This window comes from Kineosporiaceae bacterium (assembly GCA_016713225.1).
In the GTDB taxonomy this organism is placed as follows: domain Bacteria; phylum Actinomycetota; class Actinomycetes; order Actinomycetales; family Kineosporiaceae; genus JADJPO01.
Genome location: JADJPO010000006.1, coordinates 234,561 through 257,763 on the forward strand (window position 1 = coordinate 234,561; position 23,203 = coordinate 257,763).

Sequence of the window (23,203 nt, forward strand, 5' to 3'; positions counted from 1 at the left end):
ATGAGCTTGCCGGACTTCATGTCGGGGCCGACGGCACGACCCGCCGACGGGCCTGACGCACCGCTCCAGAACAGCCAGCCCTCATCGACTAAGCATGGTGGCAGGTACCGGCCGTTGATGCTGCTGCTCGGGATCGCTGGGGTCGCCTCATTTGTGGCGGCTGGCGCGGCGGTCGTCATCCACACCCGATCGCAGAGTGCCGTGGGGTCAGCCGCGTCGTTGCCCGCTACCGTCCCGCCCGGGGACCCGCGGTACCGCGCCGCCTGTCTGGACTCCTCCGGGTCGGTGGACGGCGACCGCCGGCTCGGGCGGCGTGCGGCGGTCAGCGTGGATAGGGCGCTACGGGGTCAGGGCAACGTCGCCGATAGCGGGGTTACCTGGAAGGCGTCGTCACCGAGCACGCCCCTCGACATTCGGATCCGCATTGTCCGAGCCAACTCGTACCAGTCTGTCGACAATGACGGCTTCACGGCGACTCTCGTGTTGCCGGGCATCCCAGGCGTCTCCGCCGGGAAGCCATTGGACAACGGCTCCCCCGATTTCACCACCCGACTCGCGGCGTGGGTGGACGCCACCGAGGCACGCAAGAAGGTCCAGTACGAAAGGGACCATCTTCTCGCCGGAGGGTTGAAGCGGGTCAGTCAGGTGACGGCGCAGCGTTCCAACGGGTCTGACGTGTTGGGATGCATGGCTGCCGTACTAGGGACGATGCCCGAGACGGGCGACCGATCAGTGTTGGTGGTCAGTGACCTGGCCGACGTCGTCCCCGTGAACCGCAGCGGCGGGCCGGCCAAGGAGGCCGCGCTCGCTGGAGTGCAGGTACACGTCGTTCAAGCCTGTCCGTCCGGCGACCCGGCAGGCTGCGCGAAGGCTTTCGACCGATTTGCTGCACAGGTGAGCCTGATGGGCCTGCGTCGCGAGGATGTGCACACCTCTCCCGCCGACCTGCTCGACCAGACCGTCGGCTCATGGCTGACCTGACCGTGCGCGATGAAGCCAGAGCGCTGTGGGCGCCGACTTGCTGCTCGATGCCGGTAGCTCTGACTGGATCGTCATACAAGGCGCACCAGTGTTACACACGGGTACCACGTGGAGCAGATCCGTGACATCGCCATACTCCCCGGTGGAAATCCTGTGGCGAGATCGATGAACAGGTGCAGCATCGACTTCGAGATTCGCCTGCGCTGTCTTGCCTCTGGAGTGAAGATCTCTCTGAACGTGCTGAGATCCTAGCTCGGCGTTCTCAGGTCGACTGGGGGCAAGACTCGTGCAGCGTCGCAACCTAAGAGGGCGAGGTCATGACAGGTTCGCCTTGCTCGATGTCATATGCCGCCACACCTGATGGGGTCAGATCCATTGAGTGCTACAGGAGGTAGCAGTGTCGCTATTTCGTAAGAAGTCCCGAGAGTACCCCCCGTTCAGCGGTTCTGGAAGTTCGCAGGACCAGCCGCACGCGGCGCCCTCTCTGCCTACGACCGGCAGTCCCGATACGCTGCCGCCGTTGGACCTGGACAAGATCATGTTGTTGATGACTAGGTTCGAGCGATCGGTTGGCACCACGAATGATGCAATCTTCGGGGCGCTGCGAGAGTTCGCTGTCGCTGGCGGCGCACCCGAGATCGAAACCTATGTCGCGCTGAGCGCCGCGGGCCGTGATACGGGTATTGATCGGCCATGGCGGTGGTTGGCTCGAGCCGCCCAAGAGGCTCAGGTCGTCAAGCGAGTCGACTTAGTTTCCCATATCGCAATTTTCGCGTCCTTTTGGAAAATGAACCTCGAGCCCACGTGGCGTCGCGGAGAATGGGTCGATACGCTTCTTCAAAGAATTTCCGATGAATCCCTCACCTGCTTGGCGAATGTCATCCTGCCAACCCTCGACAAGCTCGACCCTGGGTTGGTTATCATGCGCCATCCGACCGGAGACATCGATGTCCAGGGAATGCTCAATGCTTGGTCGCTACTTGCCACACAAAATGGAACAGCCGACCTGTCCTTCGACGCGCGGCGGATAGTGGAGAAAGTCCTATCGTAGTCTTGATGGCTGTCGCCCAGCTAGAGCGCCTTGAAGGACATCCATCGAACGCCTAGGTTGCTGGGTGACGAGCACTTAGAGATGTTGGCGGAGGGTGAGCCCATGTTGTTCTCGCCATCCCGCCCGAGGCCGCTGTGATGAAGGCTATTGAATTAACCTGCCCTGCCTAGCCAAGTGGAGGTCAAATGGGCGTGTTTGGGAACAGAAGCAAGGCCAAGTGGGAGCCGAGGCAAAGGCCCAGGCTGACAGCTCGAGGAAATATTCAGTCCAGACCTGAAGGGCCGGGCACTCCGCCGCGGCGAGAAAGGCTATTTGTTGAAGCGGTAAGGGCGCTCGAGGACCATCCACTCTCGGATATTGAGGCGATCGGAAGGCCGCTATTTCCTGGGCCTGAGTTAACCAGTGCCGTGGAGATAGTGCGCCCGATCTTCCAACGAGAGCCATCCATGGTGAAGTGGTCCGCCCTAAATGGATCGGTGTCTCTTCTCAGTTCGCTATACGGCTCTCGTCGTTCACCTGATGACATCACGCTTGTCGAGCTATCCAGGTTGATGGGCATTGAGTCTGAAGGCACCCTGGAGATTCGCCCTCCGTATGACGGGCTGCTCTCCGACGAAGGGAGGGAACGGGCCCTACGAATCTACCTGGATTGTTCCGAACGAGTCGTACGCTATCCCAGCCTGGCCAGCATGACCCGAGATGAGACGTACTCACTGCCGGGATGGATTCCAGCAGGCGAGGTTTGTCTGACCATTCAGGTTTGGGGAGCGGTTGCACTTCATCGCGTATTCTTGGCCGAGAGGATCACAGAAGTAATTCCTGAGCCGGACCTGCTCGAAGGGCCCGGCTGGTACGTCGACCCCAGAATCCAGTCAAGAGAGCGCTATTGGGATGGAACTGATTGGACTACGCGGCAGAGAATCGATGACGAACGCGGCAGAAGAGAGATATTCGAGCGTATATAAGGCCCCCTGCAACTCCACAACGTGTAGAGAGTTGATGCCTGATTCCCCGGGGCTCAGTTGCCGCCGAGTAGGAGCAGTCTAATACGACAGCGACACTTCGTCACGAAGTGTCGCTGTCGTATTACGGGTGGCGTTGAGCACGACTGATGCGCCGCAGGCGGGCTCAAGGTGGTCACTGATATGGCGTGTCGATCTGTCAAGGGGCAGGGTTGATCGGCCCGTGGTTCGGGCGGGCGGGCGGGGGTTGGGGGGGCCGGTGGGAGGTCCGGTCGGGTCGTCGTCGACGCGCGGTCGAGACTGATATGCGCGGGTTGGTTACCTGCATGACCGGTTGTTCGTCGGGAACGGGCCGCTGTCTAAAGTCGGGCGTCGCTCGAGCCAGTGGGGCTCGGGTTGCCCATAGTGACGCCGCGGGTCGTTCCTCGCGTTGTCCGTGCCGGGTTCTCCCACCGGCCGGTCTGTGGGGGCGGGCCCCGTGCGGCAGCGGTCGCTGCTGGCCGGGGGCTGGGGTTAGTCGTCCATGGTGGCCAGGCTCCAGCACCAGCCGGCGAGTTCTCGGGCGACCGCGACGGCGATCACGGTGGATCGCTTGTTGCGGGCGCTCATGGTGGTCCACCGGTGATGGAGGCGACGGTCAGCTGCTTCGCCCCGGGCCCGGACCGCGGGCGCGACGTGAGCGCGTCGGGCCGCGAGGGTCTTGCTGGGCCGCAACGGCTTGCGATGGTGCCAGGCGGCCTCGACCAGCAGCCGCCGGGCGTGGGTGTTGCCGATCGAGCCCTGAGATCGGCTGGCGCCGCTGGAGGACTCGGTGGGGACCAGCCCCAGGTAGGCGCCGATGCTGGCCCCGGTGAATCGGTCCCAGTCGCCGATCTCGACGGCCAGGCCCAGACCGGTCAAGGTCGCGATCCCGCGGACGGCGCACAACCGGGACACGATCGGCGCCCAGGTGGCGCTGGCGGCGGTGGCCTCGATCGCGTCACCGAGACGGTCTCGCCGGGCGGTGACCGACAGCACGGCGTCGAAAGCCTCATCGAACGCGGCCCGGCTGCCGGGCCGCGAGAAGCGTTGCCCGCGGAGCCACCGCTCATGGTCCCCGGTCCAGGCGTTCCCACCGGAGTAGACGACACCATGGCGCAGCAACAGTTTCGAGAGCCGATGCCGGGCCCGCATCAAGTCCGCGCGGGCGTCGTCCCGGGCCCGGACCAGGTCCCGGGCGTCCTCTTCCTGGACCGTCGGGACCCGGATCCCGCCGACTTCCCCGATGTGCAGCAGCCGCGCCAGACGCCGGGCGTCCCGACGGTCGGTCTTCACCCGGTCACCGGGCGGCCGCTCCAACTTCGAAGGTGCCACCACCACACACCGGACCCCGGCCGCGGTGAACGCGCGAGCCAGACCGAATCCCGTCGGGCCGGCCTCATACGTGACCGCCACCGGCCCGGGAAGCGACGAGACCCACTCCAGGACCACCTCGCTGGTCGGGACCAGCCTCGTGGAGAACACCTGCCCCGTGGACCAGTCGACCGCTTCCGCGACCACCGACCGGGCATGAACATCCAGCCCTACCGTCGTACGCTCGTCGAGCATCCGGCGCCTCCTGTCACCTGCGGCACCCCGGGCACACCAGTAGTGCCAGGTGCGTGACCCGCGACCACGTGCCAGCCGAGGTGCCGGATGCTGACCACCCGGCGAGATCACACCGCTGGCATCATCCGATCGTGGCAGCCTTCGCGTTCTGGTCACTGGGTCAAGGCACGCTCCCCAGCCTTGACCCAGTGACCAGAACGCCGACCCTCACCGCTCGGATGATGACGGGCCGCAAGAACAGCCCGACTCTCCATACGGTCTAACCTCAGTGTCACGACTCAGGTCTGACCCGGAGGGGATTTGGTTGCACGAGGGGGCAGCGATAGTGAAGAACGCCCGTGGGTTCGAATTGTGAGTGTACAATCGACGGGTAACGCGGGGGCGTCGCCGATGCAGCGCGTGGACGTATGCAATCATCACGAATGGCCCGCCCTTGGCAAGAACAACCGATCGCTCCGTCCCACGGCAATCTGATCTTGGAGGACCATGATGGGTCTGTTTAATGGCAATAAGTCAAAGCCAGCCACGACCCCGGCTCCCGTTTCGGAACGCGGTGTTCCCGTGCTCCACCCGGGATTCTATGCCGACGCCCTTCAGGAGGCCGGCAAGCCCGCGTCGCAACACAACATCGACTCGGTAGCGCAGTTGACGGCTATAAATCTCGCGCTCAACGCGCATCAATGGTTTCGCATCATGAACGATGATTCTGCGCGAGCCCAATTCGACAGTCAATTCAACGCCGAAGCGAACTCTCAGCGAGATCCGCAAGCCCGAACCGCGGACGACATGATTGACTTCTTGTGGGCGTGGAGCCCTAAGAGTCACGCTGGACTGCACGGATTCGTTGAATCGATGGGACAGACCCTCGGTGGCGCCGTTGCACCCTACGGAGACGTTCTGCCCGAAGATCTGTGGAATAGCGACTCCTGAGGTGCTCCAAGGGCTCTTCCTGAATCATTGCGGCTTGTCTGCCGCTCGATTCAAACCTACCGTCGTCGCGTTCAGTCGGTGCCGACCGAGCCCGACCGACGACAGCCACCCGTGGTCCGTGATCGGCACGGCCCGGCATCACTGCAGGTCAACGCACGTTCGAGTGAGTGCCTTGAAAACCGCTAGCGCGTAACCATCCGTGCTCGGGGGTTCGAATCCCTCGCCCTCCGCTGACCTGTGATCATGCCTTTGACGTGCAGTTATGTTGCATTCAAGATCAACAAGAAAGATCTTGAGAGTGTGGATGCGATAGCGGTGTGCACCACCGCTGGTCACGGCCCCATGCGGCCGGTAGGCACGTCCGCAGGAGATGATCGAGATGCGTTCGTGCTGGTCAGCGGCCTCGATGGTCCACAGTGGCACCGATCATGGAAGCCGACTGATCGAGCACGGAGCTCGAGTGAGGGGTCGTGCCAGTGGCCTATTCGTGGTCTGAGCGAGACCGTCTATGGATACCCAGCGGGGTATCTGGTGTGAGGTGGACTGGCGCCGCGAGCTTGGCGGCAGACCCGGGCGCCGCCGGGGTGAGGTCAGTGCGTCATCCACCATTCAATGCTCGACGACTCCGTGTCAGTGGAGCGTTCTGTGGCCCTGACCCGGCTTGCTGCTTGCCTGGGGTTGATGCGTCCTTGACCGGTGTCAGTGCCGGCGGGAGAGTTCACTGAGTACGTTGCGGTAGCGGTGGTGTCGGGTGGGGTGGGGGATCTGATGGCGCATGTGACGTTCATTCACGGGATCGGTAACAAGCCGGAGTCCGGTGCTCTGCTGGAGTCGTGGCGGGTTGGGTTGTTGGACAACGATGGGCTCGACTTGGACGCCGCCGGGGTGTCGATGTCGTTGGTGTATTGGGCTGACATGCTGTATTCGAGTCCGTTGTCGTCGGTGTCTGCGCGGGAGAGCACTGAGGGGCAGTTGGAGGTCACGGTGCCGGCCGAGGACGCCGACTTGGCCTGGATGGGCGACTTACCAGCTGACCAGCGCCGGTTCGTCGGGGCTCTGGCCCTCGAGACCGGACTGGACCTCGACGCGCCGGGGGCGTCCCAGGTTGAGCAGGCCGAGATCGTGATGGGCTCGGCGCTGGAAGCGGTTCCGCTGCCGGGGTTCTTGAAGAAGCGTTTGATGAAGATCCTGTTGCGCGACGTGCACCATTACCTCTATGACGTCGAGTACTCCCCCCGACCGGGGGAGAGCTTCCGTATCCGTCGTGACATCCGTCGTCGGGCACTGGATGCTCTGCGGCAGGGCAGCGTGAAGCCGGGGCCGCACGTGGTGGTGTCGCACAGTCTGGGCACGGTGGTTGCCTATGACGTGCTGACCGAGGTGGATGACGTTCCGGCGGTGGATGCCTTGGTCACCATTGGTAGCCCGCTCGGGTTGTCGGAGGTGCAGCAGGCGCTCGCCCCGCGCTGGACCACGCTGACCGGGTGGCCCGAACGCGGCCTGGCGGGTCGGCGATGGTGGAACGTTTCGGACCCGCTGGACGTCGTGTGCGGCGCCGACCCCTCGATCGCTGGGCAGTTCCGTCGGGACGGCGTCCCGATGATCAACGACGTGATCGTGGCAAACCAGGGGCGCTGGCGGCACAACATCAGCAGCTATCTCGGTCAGCATGCGGTGCGCGAGATCCTGCGCGAGGCCCTGGGGCGGGAGCTGTTCTGACGTGAACGACCTCATGCCCCGGTTGCGGGCCGCCGGTCAGGGGACCGACTGGGATCTTGTCCACGTGATCTGTCGAGATTACGTGCAGGACCTGCAGACTCGTGAGTTGCCGCCGGGACGCAACGAGTGGTCCCCGGTCCTGGCCTTCCTGCGCCAGAACCGTCGTGCCGACGATCTGGTCATGCTGGCCGATTCCCTGATGGCGATCGGTGTCCGCGATGGGGTTGTGCAGCGGGCCGTGGCGCAGACGATGGTGGACCGGGGATTCCCGGCGGTGGCTCGTGTCCTGTTCGCAGCGCTGGCCGAGAACGCCGATCCCGACTCGGAGGACTGGAGCGAGGCCCGCGGTGGGGTCGCCCGGTGCACCAAGGACCTGTTCCTGGCGGCCCGGGCCACTGCGCGACGTGAGCAGTTGCTGCAGGAGGCCTATGACCTCTACCGCGCCGCCTACGACGAGAACGAGGCCAACTACTGGCACGGGATCAACGCTGTCGCCTTGGCGGCTCGCGCCGCCCGGGACGGTCTGGCCCTGAACGCCCACCCCGAGGACGGGATGGGTGAGGTGCTCGCCGCGGAGGAGGCCCGCCGGCTGGCGGAACGGATCAGCGTCAGGCTGAACGCGTCCGACCCCGACGAGTGGAGCTCCCTGACGCTGGTCGAGACCGATCTCGCGTTGGGTCGCACCGGGCCGGCGCAGGAACGCGCCGAAGCCCTGGTGAATGACGAGACGGTGTCCGCGTTCGCGTTGAACGCGTTGCTGCGTCAATTGGGTCAGATCTGGCAGTTGGACGTCGAGACTGAACCGGGCAGGGATCTGCTGCCCCTGCTGCGTGCCGGTGTGCTGAGCCGCACGGGCGGGGATGTGCTCCTCGACCCGGATGAGCTGGCCCGCGATCGCGTCGGGACCTCCGCCGGGGCTGCCAACCCGGACCTGGAGAAGGTCTTCGGCGCCGATCGCTACGTCAGCTTGCCGTGGTACCGCCGTGGCTTGGTCAGATGCCGGGCGGTCGCCCGGATCGAGACGCCGTTGTCCGGAGGTGTCGGTACCGGGTTCCTGGTCCGGGCGCGAGACATCGGCCTGGATCGTGACGACGTGGTGGTGTTGACCAACGCCCACGTGGTGCCGGGCGGGGTGGACGCGGACGACGCCGACGTCGCGTTCCACGCCCTGCAAGAGGACGACGTCCGTTACCGCTTCAGCATCCGAGAGGTCTTGTGGACCAGTCCTCCCGATCATCTGGACGCCACGGTCCTGCTCCTGGACGAGGCACCCGCCGGAGTGGAGCCCGTCGAGGTGACGGACAAGCCGCCCGCCGTCGGCGCCAAGACACCCCAACGGGCCTATGTCATCGGTCACCCCCGCGGCATCGAAGTGCCGCAGTTCTCGTTGCAGGACAACGAGATCCTCGACCACGACGAAACGTTCGTGCACTACCGGTCACCGACCGAGCCCGGCAGCTCCGGAAGTCCCGTCTTCGACAACCAATGGCGGGCGATCGCACTGCACCACAGCGGTGACGAGCGGATGCACAAACTCAACGGCCGCAGCGGTCACTACCAAGCGAACGAAGGCATCCGACTGAGCGCCATCACCGCCGTCCTCGGCACAAGCTGAACCGGTCGTCACCCCATTGCGGGGCGCGGAGCGGACTGTCGGCGAACTTCGCGCGGCTCGATCAGGAAGCTCTCGAAGGAGCGGTGGGCAGTACTGGTGCCCGTCGCAGGGCGCCAAGCTGCTCGTCGTACCTTCCCGACCCGCGCCGGCAAGCGTAGGGCCTGGCTTGACCTGAGCAATCAGACGGCACTCGGGAAGGTGGCCTTCCCCGATCGTGGTCATTCACAGGTCTCGAGCATTGCTCGATCAAGACCCTGGTGCTCACTAGAGTGTTGTGACATGGCGTTGCCCGGGCGACACGTGTTCCTCAGCTTCACCAGCGAACTCACCCGATTCCCGACCGAGGCGACCAGTTGGATCGAGTGCGCCCGGAAAGGGGTTCGCCGGGCCGGCGATGTGGCCGTGGACATGAGTATGTTCACCGCATCGGACACGCCACCCCCGGATCTGTGCGTCGCCAAGATCCAGGAGTGTTCGGTCTACGTCGGCGTCGTTGGTTTCCGATACGGCAGTCTGGTCCGGAACGATGATGACACCCGGTCCTACGTTGAACTCGAATACGAGACCGCCAAGACCACAGGACTGCCGCTCCTGATCTTTGTCATTTCCGATGACGCACACGGACCCCGCGGCTTCCACAGCGACCCCCACTTCGGGGACCGCCAGGATGACTTCCGCGCGCGACTGGACACCGACAACCTCACACGATGTTCGGTGTCCACACCCGAAGAGCTCGAACTCGCCGTCTTCCACGCCCTCCGCGACCTGCCTCCGACCGGCGGCGACCACGGCCGATCAGAAACCGTTGCGGTGGCGGGGGTGGACCGGGGGGCGCTGCCCCTGATCGACCCGCCCTTCGGATTGCGCAGCACTGCACTCCGGGGCCGTGGAAGCATGCCGGCCGACCTCGCGAGGTTCGACCCCGGCGCGGCAGAGGAGTCCACGGGCTCAGACCCGTCGCCGGTGGACGGCCACAAGGCAATCGTGTTGCACGGCATCGGCGGGGTAGGCAAGACGCGGCTCGCCCTCGAGGTCGCATACCAGGCGCGAGACCAGGGCCGCACGGTGTGGTGGGTGGCAGCCAATGCCCCAGCGGCCTTCGAAGCCGGCATGCAGGCTGTCGGCTTCGCCGCCGGCGCCACCGATGACGACTACCGTCACGCGAACGCTGCCGACGCCACCTGGCGCGTCCTCGATCGGCTCACCACCCCATGGCTCCTGGTCATCGACAACGCCGATGACCCCTCTGCGCTGAACCAGTACGGGCCGATGGCGAAGGACGAGGATGGATCCGCCCGCCCCAACACGGCGGCGCCGTCTTGATCACCAGCCGCGACGGACGACCCGACATGTGGGGCGACTGGACACATCGCCACCACCTGCACCCCCTAGCCTCGGACGCCGCCGCACAGGTCATGCTGGACCTCGCTCCCCACGCGGGTACCCGCGAGCAAGCTGCCCTGCTCGGCCGATCGCTGAGCGGCGTACCCCTTCTGCTTCACCTGGCCGGCAAGGCCCTCGCCGAGACCACCGCCATCCCCGCCCGCTGGGCCGCGCCGGGTACCCTGCGCCAGTTCACCGACTACCAGCACGCACTCACCGCCGGGGAACCCACCCCCGGTCTCGACGACAAGGACGGCGAAGAACGCCACTTGGGGGCACTCTTCGCTCGAACGTGGGAGATCAGTCTTGACCAACTCCAGAAGACCGGCCAGGCCCACGCCCGTGCTCTGCTCCTGCTGATCTGCTGCTTCGGGGATGCCCCTCTGCCCTATGAGCTCGTCCTCACCCCCAGCACGCTCGCAACAACCAACCGGTTCGAAGGGATCACCCCGGCGCACCTGACCCGGACTCTGACCAGCCTGCACAACCTCGGCCTGATCGCTCTCACCCCGACCGACGACACCCGAACGCCGCCGAGAGCAGCCACCCTCGCTTTGCACCCCGTGATTCGCACCGCCGCCAGAAGCCACACCGACCTGACCGGTGCTGACGGGAACACCTACTGGCGCCTGGCGACACAACTCCTCCTGGACGCCGCCGAAGATCTCGGTGCCCACACCGACAGTACCCAGGCCTGGTCACAGCTGAGCGCTCACGCGGCCGACACCCTCAGTCACCGCCACATCGAACCCGGCGACGAGGAGGCGAGCACCCACTGGAACGCCGATGATTGGCGCGTCGAGTACGTCATCGGCCGCGGCGCCGACCAGTTGGCGAGCAACGGCCTGCACTACCAGGCTCTGGCCCTGTACGACGCCCTCATCGGCATCAGCCCCGACCCGGCCAGCCGGTACCGCCAATTACGAGCTTGCATGCTGGGGGCGATAGGTCGCCATGGTGAGGCGTTGGCCGAGTTCGATGCGGTGCTGGCCGCTCGGCGGGAGTTGCACGGTGAGGGCCACGCCTACGTGCTGATCACCCGGGACGAGCGGGCGCGGGTGCTGTCGGAGATGGGTCGCCATGGTGAGGCGCTGGCCGAGTTCGATGCGCCTGGTGACTCACGTCAAGATGCCCGCTTGGGGTGAGTCGTTGACTCATCGGTGGATGCCCGCGGGGCCTGGGGTGGTTTGATCTTGGTTTTGGACAGGTAGACGGCGTTGGTCTTGGCGCGGCGTTGGATGCTGCCGGGGCGGGCGGGCCAGCTCGAGCAGGCTGGCCTGGAGCGGCGATGCGGCGGGCCAGGCCGGCGGGTTGAGGACGTCGAGTTGGTGGCGAGGGCGTGGGCGTCGGTGGGGTCAGGACGTCGGGGGGTCGCGGGCCAGGCGGGTGGCGGGGGTGGCGGCCTTGTCGTAGGTCTTGGTCACCTTGGCGCCGTCGCGGGTCTTGGTGAGCAGTTTCTGTTGGGGCAGGAACAGGTTGGTCAGTTGGAGCTTGACCCGGTTTCCCGGACACCTGATCTGAGATGATGATCTTCATCTTGGGAAGGAGTCCTGTATGCCTGCTGCACACCCACCGGAGTTCCGTCGTCGGGCGGTCGAGTTGGCCCGCCTCGGGGACAAACCGATCGCGGCGATCGCCAAGGACCTCGGGATCAGTGAGTCCTGCCTGCGGAACTGGATGGCCAAGGACGATGTCGAGGCCGGCCGCACGGAGGGCCTGAGCAGCCCGGAGCGGGCCGAGCTGGTCCGGTTACGCCGCGAGAACCGGGTCCAGGCCATGGAGATCGAGATCCTCAAACGCGCCAGTGCCTACTTCGCGCGGGAGAACATCCTGCCCAAGAGCGACCCAAAATGACGTACCGGCTGGTCCGTGAACTCGCCGATGACAGCGACCTGGAGGTCGATGTCGCGGTGGCCTGCCGGGTGCTCGAGGTCTCCAGGTCGGGCTACTACGCTTGGCGCGACCGGCCCGATTCGGCTCGTGCGGTCGCCGACGCCGAGCTGGTCCAGACCATCACCGCGGTCCACGAGGGCTCCCGTGGCACCTACGGGTCCCCGCGGGTGCACGCCGAACTCCGGCTCGGCCTGGATCACCGGTGCGGCCGCAAACGGGTGGCACGGTTGATGCGCGCGAACGGTCTGGTCGGGGTCGGCGGGAACGCAAGACGCGCGACGCCCGACACCGCCACCCACGACGACCTGGTGCAGCGCCGGTTCGTCGCCGACGCCCCGGACCGGTTGTGGTGCACCATGTCCCGAACACCCACGGGTGAGGAAGGTGTACTGCTGCGCGGTGCTGGACGTGTACTCCCGCGCCGTCGTCGGCTGGTCGATCGCCGATCACATGCGCTCGGACCTGGTCGTGGACGCCCTGGAGATGGCCCGCTGGCGGCGCCGCCCCGAACCCGGCACCATCGTGCACTCCGACCGCGGAAGCCAATACACCAGTTGGGTTTTCGGGCACCGACTCCGTGCCGCGGGGCTACTCGGATCCATGGGACGGGTCGCCTCGAGCGTGGACAACGGCATGATCGAATCCTTCTGGTCGACCATGCAACGCGAACTGCTCGACCGACGCACCTGGACCACCCGGGACGACCTGGCCACCGCGATCTTCGAATGGATCGAAGCCTTCTACAACCCCGTCCGCCGCCACTCCGCCCTGGACTACCTATCCCCAGCCGAGTACGAGACCCGATACTGGACCACACTGACCCCACAGGCCACCGACCCGGCAGCCTGAACCCCACACCGAACGTGTCCGGGAAACCGGGTCAAGCTCCGTTGGGCTTGCAGGGGCCAGAGTTCTTAGGACAGTTGGCCTGTTAGCGGTGGTAGCCGACGGCGGAGGAGGTGGTCCAGTTCTTCGCTCTGTGGGCCTGGTGGGAGTGGGAGGGCCGGCCTGGGTGAAGGTGATCTGCCGGTCGGTGGCCCATTTCAGCAGGTGGTGGTTGATGAACTCGCTGCCGTTGTCGGAGTGGATGCCCAGCAGGGCGAACGGGAACCGGACCTGCAGTCGGGTCAGGGCCGCTAGACGGTCCGTTCGCCTTTGGAGGCGATGCTGATCGCCTGGCCAGCCCGGCGACGCGGGGCGTCCAGGGTGTGTGGAAGGCGCCGTTGGCGTCGCCGCCTGGCCGACCAGGTCGATCTCCGAACCCCGGTGCCGTGTCGTCCCATTCGTGCCAGGTCTTCAACGGGATCGAGGACTTCAACAGGCTGCCCGGTCGGTCAGGCGGCCCTTGGCGGCGACCAGGCCGACCCGGTGGGTCTTCAGGCGCCGGTCGATGGTGGCCGCCGACATCGCCAACAGGGCATCATCACGGCCGGGTCCTGGGGCAGTTCACCTGGGCCAGCAGGGCCGGGACCAGGCCGCCAACGCCGGTTGCAGCCGTTTACCGGTCGGGCCGCCCAGCACCGCCCAACACGTCGCCAACGCCGTGATCGCCGCGTCGTCGAGGGCAGACCGGTGCCCGGGCCGCCCGCCGCTGACCGACCGCCCGGTCGCTGCCACCATCGGCCACGGCCGCCCGGATCATCTTGCGGGCGTGGTCACGATGCCACCCGTTGACCGCCACCAGACGATCAGGATGGCCGACTTCTGCCCTTGCGGCCTTCGGCCACGCCGCCACCTGCGAGGCCAACACCGCCCTGCGCTGCACCATGGTCAACCCCATCGAGCGAGCCTGACCCACGCGGGCATCCACCGATGAGTCAACGACCCCACCCACGCGGGCATTCGACGTGAGTCAACTCGATGCGGTGCTGGCCGCTTGGCGGGAGTTGTACGGTGAGGGCCACGCCGACGTGCTGATCACCCGGGACGTGCGGGCGCGGGTGCTGTCGGAGATGGGTCGCCATGGTGAGGCGCTGGCCGAGTTCGATGCGGTGCTGGCCGCTTGGCGGGAGTTGTACGGTGAGGGCCACGCCTACGTGCTGACCATCCGTCACGACCGGGCGCGGGTGCTGTCGGAGATGGGTCGCCATGGTGAGGCCCTTGCCGAGTTCGACGCAGTGCTGAACTCCCGACGGAACCTGCTGGGCTCCACCCACCCCGACGTGCTGACCACCCGTCTCGAGCGGGTGCGGGTGCTGTCGGAGATGGGTCGCCACGGTGAGGTGCTGGCCGAGCTCGATGCGGTGCTGGCCGCTCGGCAGGAACTGCACGGTGAGGGCCACGCCGACGTGCTGACCACCCGTCACGAGCGGGCGAAGACGTTGCAGGAGATGGGTCGCCATGGTGAGGCGCTGGCCGAGCTCGACGCAGTGCTGAACTTCCGACGGAACCTGCTGGGCTCCACCCACCCCGACACGGTCAAGACCAACGAGTCAGTTACTGATCTTCGCAGTTCGCTCCAATGACGGCTGCAAACATGTTGCTGTTCGCGGTGGTCGACCATGATCGCTACAAGTTTCGCTGTCGCGGACCTGTCGCCTGGTCTGTTGCTGCGTCGCGTGCTTGGCGGCCCATGAGTATTGGGGTGACTCACCGGATCGAGATCCCGTGCTCGCTCAGGCCCGTCGTACACCACTCTGCTGGACTCCACTGTGGCTCGCTATCTCGGCCTGGTCGATGATGCGTTCGCCGCGGCGGCCAGCGGAGGATTGCTCTTCAGCGCTGGCGTGAGCATTCCTACGATCGCAAGTCCGACCTGACCGCCACACCCGCTCCACACTCATCGGAGGTTTCGGCATCGACGTCCAGCCGTCACCGACAGAGCCCGACCGTCCACAGCCATCCGTGGTCCAATCGTGGTCCGTGCTCGCCTCGGATCGGCATCACTGCAGGTCAACGCCCGTTCGGGTGAGTGCCTTGAAAACCGCTAGCGCGTAATCATCCGTGCTCGGGGGTTCGAATCCCTCGCCCTCCGCTGACTAAAGATCATGCCTTTGACGTGCAGTTATGCGGCGTTCAAGATCAACTAAGAAAATCTTGAACGTATGGGCGCGATAGCGGTGTGCGAAACCGCTGGTCACGGCCCCCATGTGGCCGGTAGGCACGTCGGCAGGGGGTGATCGAGATGCGTTCGTGCTGGTCAGCGGCCTCGACGGCTCACAGTGGCACCGATCATGGAAGGTGACTGATCGGGCATGGACCTCGGGTGAGTGGTCGTGCCAGTGGCCTATTCGTGGTCTGGGCGAGAGTGTCTGTGAATACCCAGCGGGGTATCTGGTGCGAGGCGGACTGGCGCAGCGAGCCTGGCTGCGCTCGGCGCAGGGCTCTCGCTTGCGCTCATGGCGCTGCCCTCGTTCGGCCTGATGGCGGCGCTGGATGCCGAAGCCACAGGTGTTGCGCGGTGGTCATCCTTCTCATCGCCGCGCTCGACGCCGTGGCCGCACCGAGGCTGGACGACAGAGGTCGACATCGTCATCGACCTCGGCGCCGGGCGCCTCATCGCCGCAGAGGCCAAGGTCACCTCGGCACCCACCGCCAAGGATGCCCGCCACCTCGCCTGGCTGCGCGAGGAACTCGTCGAGTCCTTCGTCCGCGGGATCGTCTTCCACACCGGCAGGCAGCCTTTCGAGCTCGATACGAGGATCTGGCCCCTGCCCATCGCCACGCTGTGGGCCTGACTCGACCACAGCGCGAGGACGACACCGCCCCTCCTCTCGCCAGGGGCGGCAGCGGCGTCCGGCCGTCAACGACCCTCGCCGGCTGGCGACAGTCGTCCGTGGTCCAATCGTGGTCTGTGCTCGCCAAGGACCGGGACTTGACCGTGGCTGTCGTGGCGGAGGGCTTCGAGCCGGCTGAACCACATCGGCGGTATGGCTCGGGCCAGGCGTCGAGCTCTGTCAGCCCGCCGGACGGGTTGACGGCGGTGCAGCGATAGTTGGGCGACCGTGTCACTCGCGGTTCGACTGCCTTTACGCTGCGATCTTCCCGGTAAGCGCGTTTTGGTCGAAACGTCGGATCGTGGGGAGCGCCGATGTCAGTCCAGATCTCACGCCGCCGCCGCGTCGTCGTCGGCGCTCTCACCGCAGCGGTCATGGTCGCTGGCCTGCTGGTCGCTCTTCGGGTGATCCGCGACGAGTCGGTTGTGCAGGATGAATGCCCGGCGGCCCTGCTCCTGGACTGCCAGCGGCAGGCCGTGGAGCTTCGGCGGTTCGCCTACAAGGACCTGGTCGAACAGACCAGAGCGGCGACGCCACGGCCAGTCGTGAACTCAAGCCATGACTAATCGTGAACTCAAAGTATGGCCAATCGTGAACTCAGGGCATGTCCATTCGTGAACTCGTGTAGTCTGCGGCCGTGATGCACCTCGAAGGTCTCGTGGATCGGCGTCTGGCGTCGGTAGCGCTCGAGCGGCTCCTGGAGGACCCCGTCGTGCTGATCGAGGGTCCGCGCACCGTAGGCAAGTCCACGTTGCTGCGACAGATGGCCGCAGTGCACGGTGCCACCCTTCTGGATCTGGATGTCCCGGCGGTGCGCGACGCGGTGGCCGCTGATCCGAGCACGTTCGTCTCGGGCGGTGAGCCCGTCTTTGTCGACGAGTACCAGAAGGCTCCGATCGTGCTGGACGCGATCAAGGCTGAGTTGAACCTCTCCAGTCGGCCCGGTCGGTTCGCTCTGACCGGGTCTACCCGCCATGACGCGCTGCCTCCCGCTGCCCAAGCATTGACCGGACGGTTGGCCCGGCTGACGGCCTTCCCGTTGTCCCAGGGCGAGATCGCTGGTCGTCACGAGCGTTTGGTGGAGGGGGTATTCCTCGATGCGGCAGCCGTTGTGGCCTCGCAGCCGGCCTCGGCCACGACGCGTGAGGAGTATTTGCTGCGCATCACCGCGGGTGGGTTTCCGATGGCGCTTGCCCACGGCAGCACGGCCGCTCGTAACCGCTGGTTCGACAGCTACGTCGACCTGACCCTCGAACGCGATGTGCGTGAGTTGAGTCGCATTCGCCAGGGGGCGCTGCTTCCGGCGTTGCTCGCTCGGTTGGCAGGCCAGACCGCTCAGGTCCTCAACGTCGAAGCGGCAGCTCGCGACCTGGGCATGGATCGGGTGACGGCTGAGAGCTATACCCGTTTGCTGGAGGCGGTGTTCCTGGTTCATCGGCTTCCGGCGTGGGGTAAGACGCTCTCGTCCCGAGCGATCGGCAGGCCGAAGATCCACGTCCTTGACTCCGGAGTGGCCGCGCGACTTCTGCGACTAACCCCCGAAAAGCTCGGCCGCAAAGACCCGACGGCCTTGACCGAACTCGGTCACCTTCTGGAGAGCTTCGTTGTGGCCGAGCTGCTCAAGCAGGCCTCGTGGCTGGACGGCGTCAGCGCACTGGGACACTGGCGCACCAAAGAGGGTGACGAGGTCGACCTGGTCCTCGAGCGTGATGACGGTGCGCTCGTCGCCGTTGAGGTCAAGGCCGGCGGACGAGTTCCTGGGGGCGACTTCAAGCCGCTACGCAAGCTGCGCAACGCTGCCGGCGACGCCTTCCTCGCCGGAATCGTGTTCTACCTGGGGATGCGCTCCTACACCTACGAGGATCGACTCCACGTACTGCCCGTCGACCGTCTCTGGTCGTGAAGCAACTCCGGTCGGCCGCGAACGCGATCACTCGTCATGCGCCCCGGCTGGAAGGCGAGCTCCAGCGCCGATTGCTCCCCACGAGGACAAGTGGACTTCCTCGGAGAGGCCAGTGGACCTTGGATGAGAGTCGCTCATGTCCAATCAGCGTCAGCCGTTGCCGATGGCGGCCAACCAACCGCGGGGAATCTACGGGGAGGTACCGTCTGCCTGCGGCGTCGCTGCAGGCCAGGGCCGGATTCGTGGGCATGCTTGCAAACCGTGGGCGGTACCCAATGCTGCCCCGGGGGTTCGAATCCCTTGCCCTCCGCTGACCTGCGAGAACGTGGCCTGACCTGCGACGATGCACCCTTAGTGAGAATCATGACCCGAGGGTCCGTGGTCCGGCTGACATCGGCCGAATCCGGTCTCCACCGGCTCACCGGGCACCCGCGGACACCGACGTACGATGCGAGAACTGTTGCGGCGCTGACCAAGTGCTGGGCGGTGCTGAACGCCCCGGCGGGCAAACGGCTGGCGCCGATGCTGGCCGAGCTGGTCCCGCTGCTACGCCGGCACGGGGAGCTCGACCTCGACGACGCCGAACTGGCGTGTGCCTGGACGCCCGGCACACAGCCGGATCAGCAGGGCGCGGCCGCGTCGGCCGCGCCCTGCTGGCGATGGCTGGAACCGGTCGGCGTGCCGGGGCGGGCGGTGGGGCGTCGAGGTCAGTGGTTCGGGCCCGCAGGCTGCGGGTCCATGCTCTTGGGCCAGGTCCAGGCGTATCCGACGACGGCTAGCAGCAGCAAGACCTCCACGGCACTGCCGAGCAGGTAGTAGTAGTGGGACTCCCCAACGGCCCCGCCCCCGATGGTGAGGACGTAGGCGACCGCGAGGACCAGGTTGGTCCATCGGGCGGCCCGGGCCGGTAGGGCAAGGCTGAGGAACACCATGAGGCTGGCGACGGTGATGTAGGTCGTGATGCCCAGCAGGAAGCCCTGACCGATCGAGAAGACCGACATGTGGCCAGCTTCCAGGTCGGCGCGCACGTCCGCGCGGTAGAGGCTGAACAGATCGACATAGGCGAACACGAACATCATCGCCGTCCACAATGCGGCGATCTTCACGCGCACGTTCACCGAGGCAGGATCGAGTGTCGTCGTGGTGGTTGTGGTCATCGGCTGCTCGGTGAGGGCGGACATGGCCAGTCCCTTCGCTCGGTCGGCTTACTAAGTACCCCTCGCTTGCCACGGTAGGCTTACTTAGTAGACTTGTCAAGGTGCCAGCACACCACGCGACCCCCTCCCGCCAACCCCTGACCAAGGACAGCGTCATCAGCGCCGCGATCGATCTTGCCGATCGAGACGGTCTGGACGCCTTGACCATGCGCCGCCTCGGTGCCCGACTCGGCGTGCAGGCGATGTCGCTGTACAAGCACGTGTCCAACAAGGACCAGATCCTCGACGAGATCGTCGAGCACGTCTTCGGCGTGATCGAACTCCCCGACGTCGAGGCCAGTTGGCAGCAGGCCATGCGATGGCGGGCACACTCCGCCCGGCGGGTCCTGTGCCGGCATTCCTGGGCCATCGGCCTGCTGGAGAGCCGTGGCGCGACGGGACCCGCATCAATGCGGTACGTGGACTCGATCCTCGGCTGTCTGCGAGCGGCCGGATTCACTCTGCAGGACTCGGCCCACGCCTTCTGGATCCTCGACAGTTTCGTATACGGCCACGTACTTCAAGAAACCCGCATGTCGGTCTCACAGCACGAGGAATCGCCCGGGGCCGCCAGGCTCCCCGCAGAGCGGGCCGGCTTCACCGACTACCCCCACCTGGCTGCGCTGGCCGCGCCAGCGATCAGTGCGCAGTTCAGCTTCGATCAAGAGTTCGACATAGGACTCGACCTCATCATCCACGGTCTGGAACGCATCGCGGCACCGTCACGAGCCCGCCCCGCGTCGCCCTGACCTTTCACAAGGCATCACGCCTCGAGGCGGGGCCGATCGGGGCACCGTCGCGGCCGACCGCATCCGTCCAGCATCGCCAGCACCAGCCGCTACCAGCCACCGCGTCGACATGTTCGGGCCAGCGGCCTCGACCAGCGGAGCGATGGTCAGTGTGGCGGTGGGCTCGCCGTCTCGCCCGTACTTGGCCTCGGTGCGCGTGCGACCGCGGTGAACGTCGTGTGCAGCAGACCCTCGCGCGGGGTGACGGTTGCGGCGGCCCACAGGTAGGGCAGCACCACGGGCGAGCGCCAACGCCGACGTCCACACAGCGGCGCCGCCAGTCTGCTGACGAGGTCACCGCCCTGAATCAGGAGATGGCCCGATCTGACCGGGGGATTCGTGGCGGTCCACGACGCGTAGGCGCTGTATCCGAGCACCGACAGCGGCGCCGAGAGGCACCCGGGCAACCAGCCGCGTCGGTCCGCCGAGAGGGCTGTCGAGCGTGAGTCGGCCGCCGGCGAACTCGACCCGGTCGATCAGCCCCTGCACGCCGCGGCCCGGCTCGACGACGGCACCGCCTTGGCCGTTGTCCTCGATGGTGAGAGTCAGGTCGTGTGCGGTGACGTCGAGCGCAACCCGGGCCTGGGTCGCGGCCGCGTGTCGGGCGGCGTTCGTGAGCGCCTCAGCGGTCACGAAGTAGGTGAGCGCAGCGAGCTCTGCCGGAAGGCCGTCCGCACCAGGGCTCACCTGGTGTGCCACCGGGAAGGCCATGCCGTCGCACAACCGAGCCAGCGCGCGTGGCAGCCCCTCGGCTCCGATTCTGCCGGGGTCAAGTCCTGCCGCGAGATCCCCGAGGTCGGTCATCACGCCATCGAGTTCCTCGGTCAGCGGTGCCAGCTCGTCGCTGCGCTGGACCAGGGCACTCCGCAGGCGCTCCAACCTGGACAGCGGGCCGGTGTGCAGACGCTCGGCCAACGCCCGCCGCTCGTCGTCGTCCACGGTGACCAGTCGAGCGGTGGACTCCCGGACGGCGGCCGCTTCCCGCCGTACGCGCGCTTCCAACCGGACGCTCTCCAGAGCGAGAAGCGCCGCCGCTGCAGCAGCGCGCGCCAGCGGACCGTCGGCCGCGCCCGGCTCACCGTGGACGAGCGCGACCCGCCCACCGTCAGGTGCCGTCGCCACCGTGACCTGGTCCGGGGTCGCCGCGACCGGATCGGCGACCGGCCGCCCGAACTCGTCTGTCCAGCCGGTCTCCGGATCGTCGGCGCGCACCTGCAGGAGCCGGTCCGCCAGAGCGCGCGCGAGGGTTTCTGACATCGGCGCTCGCTGTCGGCCCAACGGCCCCAGCTCCACGATCAGACTGCCCACCGCGCCGCTCAGGCCGCCGGATGCGGCGCGCCCTCCCAGAGCGATGGCGGCGGCGAGCAGGACGGCGGCGTCCAGGACCTGGCGCGCCGACGCCGGCACCGCACCGGCGGCGGAGGCCGCCCAAGCGATCCCGAGAGCGGCAAGAACCCCTGCTGTCGTTCGGGTGACCCGCCGGGCGTCGTCCTGACGCGAGCGCGCCGACGCCGCGACCACAGCAGCCAGGGCCAGCGCGGCCGCGGAGGTCGCCATCGCGGAGGCGAGCGTTCCGGTGACCGCAGCCACGTAGCCCACTGCCAGGAGCGCCAGGACCGGCCCGCGACGCGGTGCGTCCGCCTGGCAGACCAGCCAGTGCAGCAACGGTCCGCGGTAGCCGATGACCGTCAATGCCGTTGCCACTGCGTGCCAGGGTGGCGGGAGCTGCTCGGCGCCGGTGGCGGCGAACCACAGTGATGCGGTGGCGAGCCCGAGCGCAAGATCTGCTGTCCGACGAGCGGTGTGCCGCGCGAGCGAGCGGCGCACTGCGGCAATGGCGAACCCCGCGCCGAGCGTCCAGTCCAGCACGGAGCCCACGCCCAGGCCACCGGCGACTTCGACGACCCCACCCGCCACCGCCACGCTGAGTGCCGCGCCGGCCACCCAGGGGTCGACCCGCCGGGCGGACCATGGTCGCCCGGCGGGTCTCGAGGTCAGCCGACCTTGCGCCATGGCTGTCGGTAGATGACCTTGCTTGCGTCGTCGGCGACGTCCACCACGACGAAGTGGAGCTCACCCTTGAAGTAGCTCCACGTCACGGTCTCGGCGTAGCGGTCCGTCGGTGAAGCGACGGCGTGGTAGTCGAGGATCAGCCGGTCACCCTCGACCTTGTAGGTGCCCTCGTAGGGTCCCTGGTCCGGCAAGGCCGGAGCCAGTGATTGGGTGAACCTCCCATCGGCGCCGAACGTCGACGTGAAGGTGACGTCGGCCGTCGCGAGGTTCGAGGTGATGTCGGCGGCCTTCCACTGGGCGCGGGTCACGAAGGTCGTGTAGGTGCCGGTCGGGAAGGGAGACACCGCTGCCGTCGTGGTCGGGGACGGTGTGGCGGACGGTGACGCGGCGCTGCCGTGCAGCTGCGTCGCCTGCGCGGCGGTGGTGGCCACCGGGCAGTCGGAGGGCGTCGCCGACGTCCCGGCCTGGCCTACCGACGCCAGGGCATCGCGCAGGCGGGCGAACCACGCGGTCGCCTGCGCGTCGTCCGGTCGGGCCTGGGTGGCCGCTGCCTTCAGCGCGCTCAACGCCTGATCCGCCGGTTGGACAACGACGACGCCGCTCGCGCACAAGTGGGACAGTGCCTTGGCCTCCTGCTGAGGCGTCTGGGTCGCCGCGTGCGTCAGGGTCTGTGCCGCGGCGAACGTGAGCGCGGTCCGGTCGGTGTCGGAGAGGCGGGTCCACGCCTGCTGATTGGCGACCAGGACCTCGATCTTGGGGAACAGGCCGAACGACGTCAGGTAGGGCGCTGAGGTGGAGTAGGCATTGGAGACGATGTAGGCCGGCGAGGTCTCGACGGCGTCCAGCCGCCCGGCCATGAGTTCTGCCTTGGTCTTCGCGGCGACATAACCCTGAGCGGGAACCGCGGACCAGGCCGAGATCAGCTTCGCGGACTGGGCGCTGTCGTTGATCCGGATCCGGGCCCCCTTCAGGTCGCTCAGGGCCAGGATCGGTTGCCGAGAGATCAGCCGGCGGCTCTCGAGCGGGACGAGGGCGAGGCCGTGGATGCCTCGGTCGTCGAGGCTGGCCAGGACGTCTCCAGCCACCGGGCTGCCCGCCAGAGCGATGGCATCGGAGGTGTCGCCGAGCAGGAACGGGGCGTGCAGCGCCTGGAAAGCCGGGGCGCCGTCGGTGGCCAGGTTCCGGGAGGCGACGTAGCCGAGTGCCACGGTGCCGGCCCGGACGTCGCCGGCCAGCTTCGCCTCACCACCAGGGGTCTCACTGTTGTACGTGGTGGAGTCCACGCGCACGCGCAGCCGATGCTCGGACGCGCGGTCGACGGCGTCCACGAAGAACGTGAGTTCGGCGTCGCCGGGGTCGGCGGTGCCCAGGACCAATTCGGTGACCGCGGGGACGGGCGCGCCCTGCTTGTCCACTGCCGTTGCCGTACCGCAGGCACTGAGAGAAACGGATAAGAACAGGGCGAG

General features: G+C 66.8%; 19 protein-coding genes and 2 pseudogenes. 16 read left to right on the forward strand and 5 right to left on the reverse strand.

The features are described 5' to 3' along the window. The 3 genes from IPK24_21445 to IPK24_21455 all read left to right on the forward strand — a co-directional run bounded on the left by IPK24_21445 (position 1) and on the right by IPK24_21455 (position 2,997). Positions 1-981 carry a hypothetical protein gene (locus IPK24_21445; GenBank protein MBK8078054.1) on the forward strand — a complete coding sequence of 327 codons (981 nt, stop codon included), beginning with the start codon at positions 1-3 and terminating at the stop codon, positions 979-981. A gap of 520 nt (positions 982-1,501) precedes the next feature. After that, on the forward strand, positions 1,502-2,032 hold the full coding sequence (locus IPK24_21450) for a hypothetical protein (protein MBK8078055.1): 531 nt from the start codon (positions 1,502-1,504) through the stop codon (positions 2,030-2,032). A gap of 185 nt (positions 2,033-2,217) precedes the next feature. Beyond that, positions 2,218-2,997, forward strand: coding sequence for a DUF2510 domain-containing protein (locus IPK24_21455; GenBank protein MBK8078056.1), 780 nt, complete (start codon positions 2,218-2,220; stop codon positions 2,995-2,997). A 510-nt stretch (positions 2,998-3,507) separates the two neighbouring features. On the opposite strand, the gene IPK24_21460 is transcribed toward IPK24_21455, so the two are convergent. Beyond that, a complete protein-coding gene (locus IPK24_21460; protein MBK8078057.1) occupies positions 3,508-4,581 on the reverse strand; it encodes an IS110 family transposase in 1,074 nt (357 codons plus the stop codon). 486 nt (positions 4,582-5,067) lie between these two features. Here IPK24_21460 and IPK24_21465 point away from each other — a divergent pair, with 486 nt between their 5' ends. The 8 genes and pseudogenes from IPK24_21465 to IPK24_21500 all read left to right on the forward strand — a co-directional run bounded on the left by IPK24_21465 (position 5,068) and on the right by IPK24_21500 (position 12,970). Further along, positions 5,068-5,511: a hypothetical protein gene (locus IPK24_21465; GenBank protein MBK8078058.1), complete on the forward strand. Its 444-nt coding sequence runs from the start codon at positions 5,068-5,070 to the stop codon at positions 5,509-5,511. A 768-nt stretch (positions 5,512-6,279) separates the two neighbouring features. Further along, positions 6,280-7,230 (forward strand): hypothetical protein, encoded by a 951-nt coding sequence (locus IPK24_21470; GenBank protein MBK8078059.1) that lies wholly within the window; start codon positions 6,280-6,282, stop codon positions 7,228-7,230. A 1-nt stretch (position 7,231) separates the two neighbouring features. Continuing rightward, entirely contained in the window at positions 7,232-8,845 is a 1,614-nt protein-coding gene (locus IPK24_21475) for a trypsin-like peptidase domain-containing protein (protein ID MBK8078060.1), read from the forward strand. A gap of 279 nt (positions 8,846-9,124) precedes the next feature. Continuing rightward, entirely contained in the window at positions 9,125-10,168 is a 1,044-nt protein-coding gene (locus IPK24_21480) for a DUF4062 domain-containing protein (protein MBK8078061.1), read from the forward strand. Positions 10,169-10,194: 26 nt separating this feature from the next. Next, positions 10,195-11,373 carry a tetratricopeptide repeat protein gene (locus IPK24_21485; GenBank protein MBK8078062.1) on the forward strand — a complete coding sequence of 393 codons (1,179 nt, stop codon included), beginning with the start codon at positions 10,195-10,197 and terminating at the stop codon, positions 11,371-11,373. Between the two features lie 409 nt (positions 11,374-11,782). Beyond that, on the forward strand, positions 11,783-12,082 hold the full coding sequence (locus IPK24_21490; GenBank protein ID MBK8078063.1) for a transposase: 300 nt from the start codon (positions 11,783-11,785) through the stop codon (positions 12,080-12,082). Continuing rightward, positions 12,079-12,378: pseudogene (locus tag IPK24_21495) on the forward strand (transposase). The gene IPK24_21490 and the pseudogene IPK24_21495 overlap by 4 nt, the downstream one beginning before the upstream one ends. A 118-nt stretch (positions 12,379-12,496) precedes the next feature. Further along, the gene (locus IPK24_21500) at positions 12,497-12,970 is read left to right on the forward strand and encodes an IS3 family transposase (GenBank protein MBK8078064.1); all 474 of its coding nucleotides are present in this window, start codon (positions 12,497-12,499) and stop codon (positions 12,968-12,970) included. A gap of 649 nt (positions 12,971-13,619) precedes the next feature. Here the strand turns inward: IPK24_21500 and IPK24_21505 are convergent. Next, the gene (locus tag IPK24_21505) at positions 13,620-13,901 is read right to left on the reverse strand and encodes a hypothetical protein (protein ID MBK8078065.1); all 282 of its coding nucleotides are present in this window, start codon (positions 13,899-13,901) and stop codon (positions 13,620-13,622) included. Between the two features lie 67 nt (positions 13,902-13,968). Between IPK24_21505 and IPK24_21510 the strand changes: the two genes are divergently transcribed. The 4 genes from IPK24_21510 (at position 13,969) to IPK24_21525 (ending at position 17,740) form a co-directional block, all read left to right on the forward strand. Further along, a complete protein-coding gene (locus IPK24_21510; GenBank protein ID MBK8078066.1) occupies positions 13,969-14,586 on the forward strand; it encodes a tetratricopeptide repeat protein in 618 nt (205 codons plus the stop codon). An 873-nt stretch (positions 14,587-15,459) separates the two neighbouring features. Beyond that, on the forward strand, positions 15,460-15,798 hold the full coding sequence (locus IPK24_21515) for a hypothetical protein (GenBank protein MBK8078067.1): 339 nt from the start codon (positions 15,460-15,462) through the stop codon (positions 15,796-15,798). Between the two features lie 353 nt (positions 15,799-16,151). Further along, positions 16,152-16,403, forward strand: a complete 252-nt coding sequence (locus IPK24_21520; protein ID MBK8078068.1) for a hypothetical protein — start codon at positions 16,152-16,154, stop codon at positions 16,401-16,403. 74 nt (positions 16,404-16,477) lie between these two features. Continuing rightward, entirely contained in the window at positions 16,478-17,740 is a 1,263-nt protein-coding gene (locus IPK24_21525) for an ATP-binding protein (protein ID MBK8078069.1), read from the forward strand. Positions 17,741-18,447: 707 nt separating this feature from the next. Here the strand turns inward: IPK24_21525 and IPK24_21530 are convergent. Further along, positions 18,448-18,921 carry a hypothetical protein gene (locus IPK24_21530; protein ID MBK8078070.1) on the reverse strand — a complete coding sequence of 158 codons (474 nt, stop codon included), beginning with the start codon at positions 18,919-18,921 and terminating at the stop codon, positions 18,448-18,450. 98 nt (positions 18,922-19,019) lie between these two features. Between IPK24_21530 and IPK24_21535 the strand changes: the two are divergent. After that, positions 19,020-19,685 (forward strand): annotated as a pseudogene (locus IPK24_21535) (TetR/AcrR family transcriptional regulator C-terminal domain-containing protein). A 333-nt stretch (positions 19,686-20,018) separates the two neighbouring features. Here IPK24_21535 and IPK24_21540 read toward each other — a convergent pair. Continuing rightward, on the reverse strand, positions 20,019-21,737 hold the full coding sequence (locus IPK24_21540; GenBank protein MBK8078071.1) for a hypothetical protein: 1,719 nt from the start codon (positions 21,735-21,737) through the stop codon (positions 20,019-20,021). Beyond that, on the reverse strand, positions 21,719-23,152 hold the full coding sequence (gene dctP / locus IPK24_21545; GenBank protein ID MBK8078072.1) for a TRAP transporter substrate-binding protein DctP: 1,434 nt from the start codon (positions 23,150-23,152) through the stop codon (positions 21,719-21,721). Before dctP ends, IPK24_21540 begins: the two co-directional genes overlap by 19 nt. Positions 23,153-23,203: the final 51 nt, after the last annotated feature.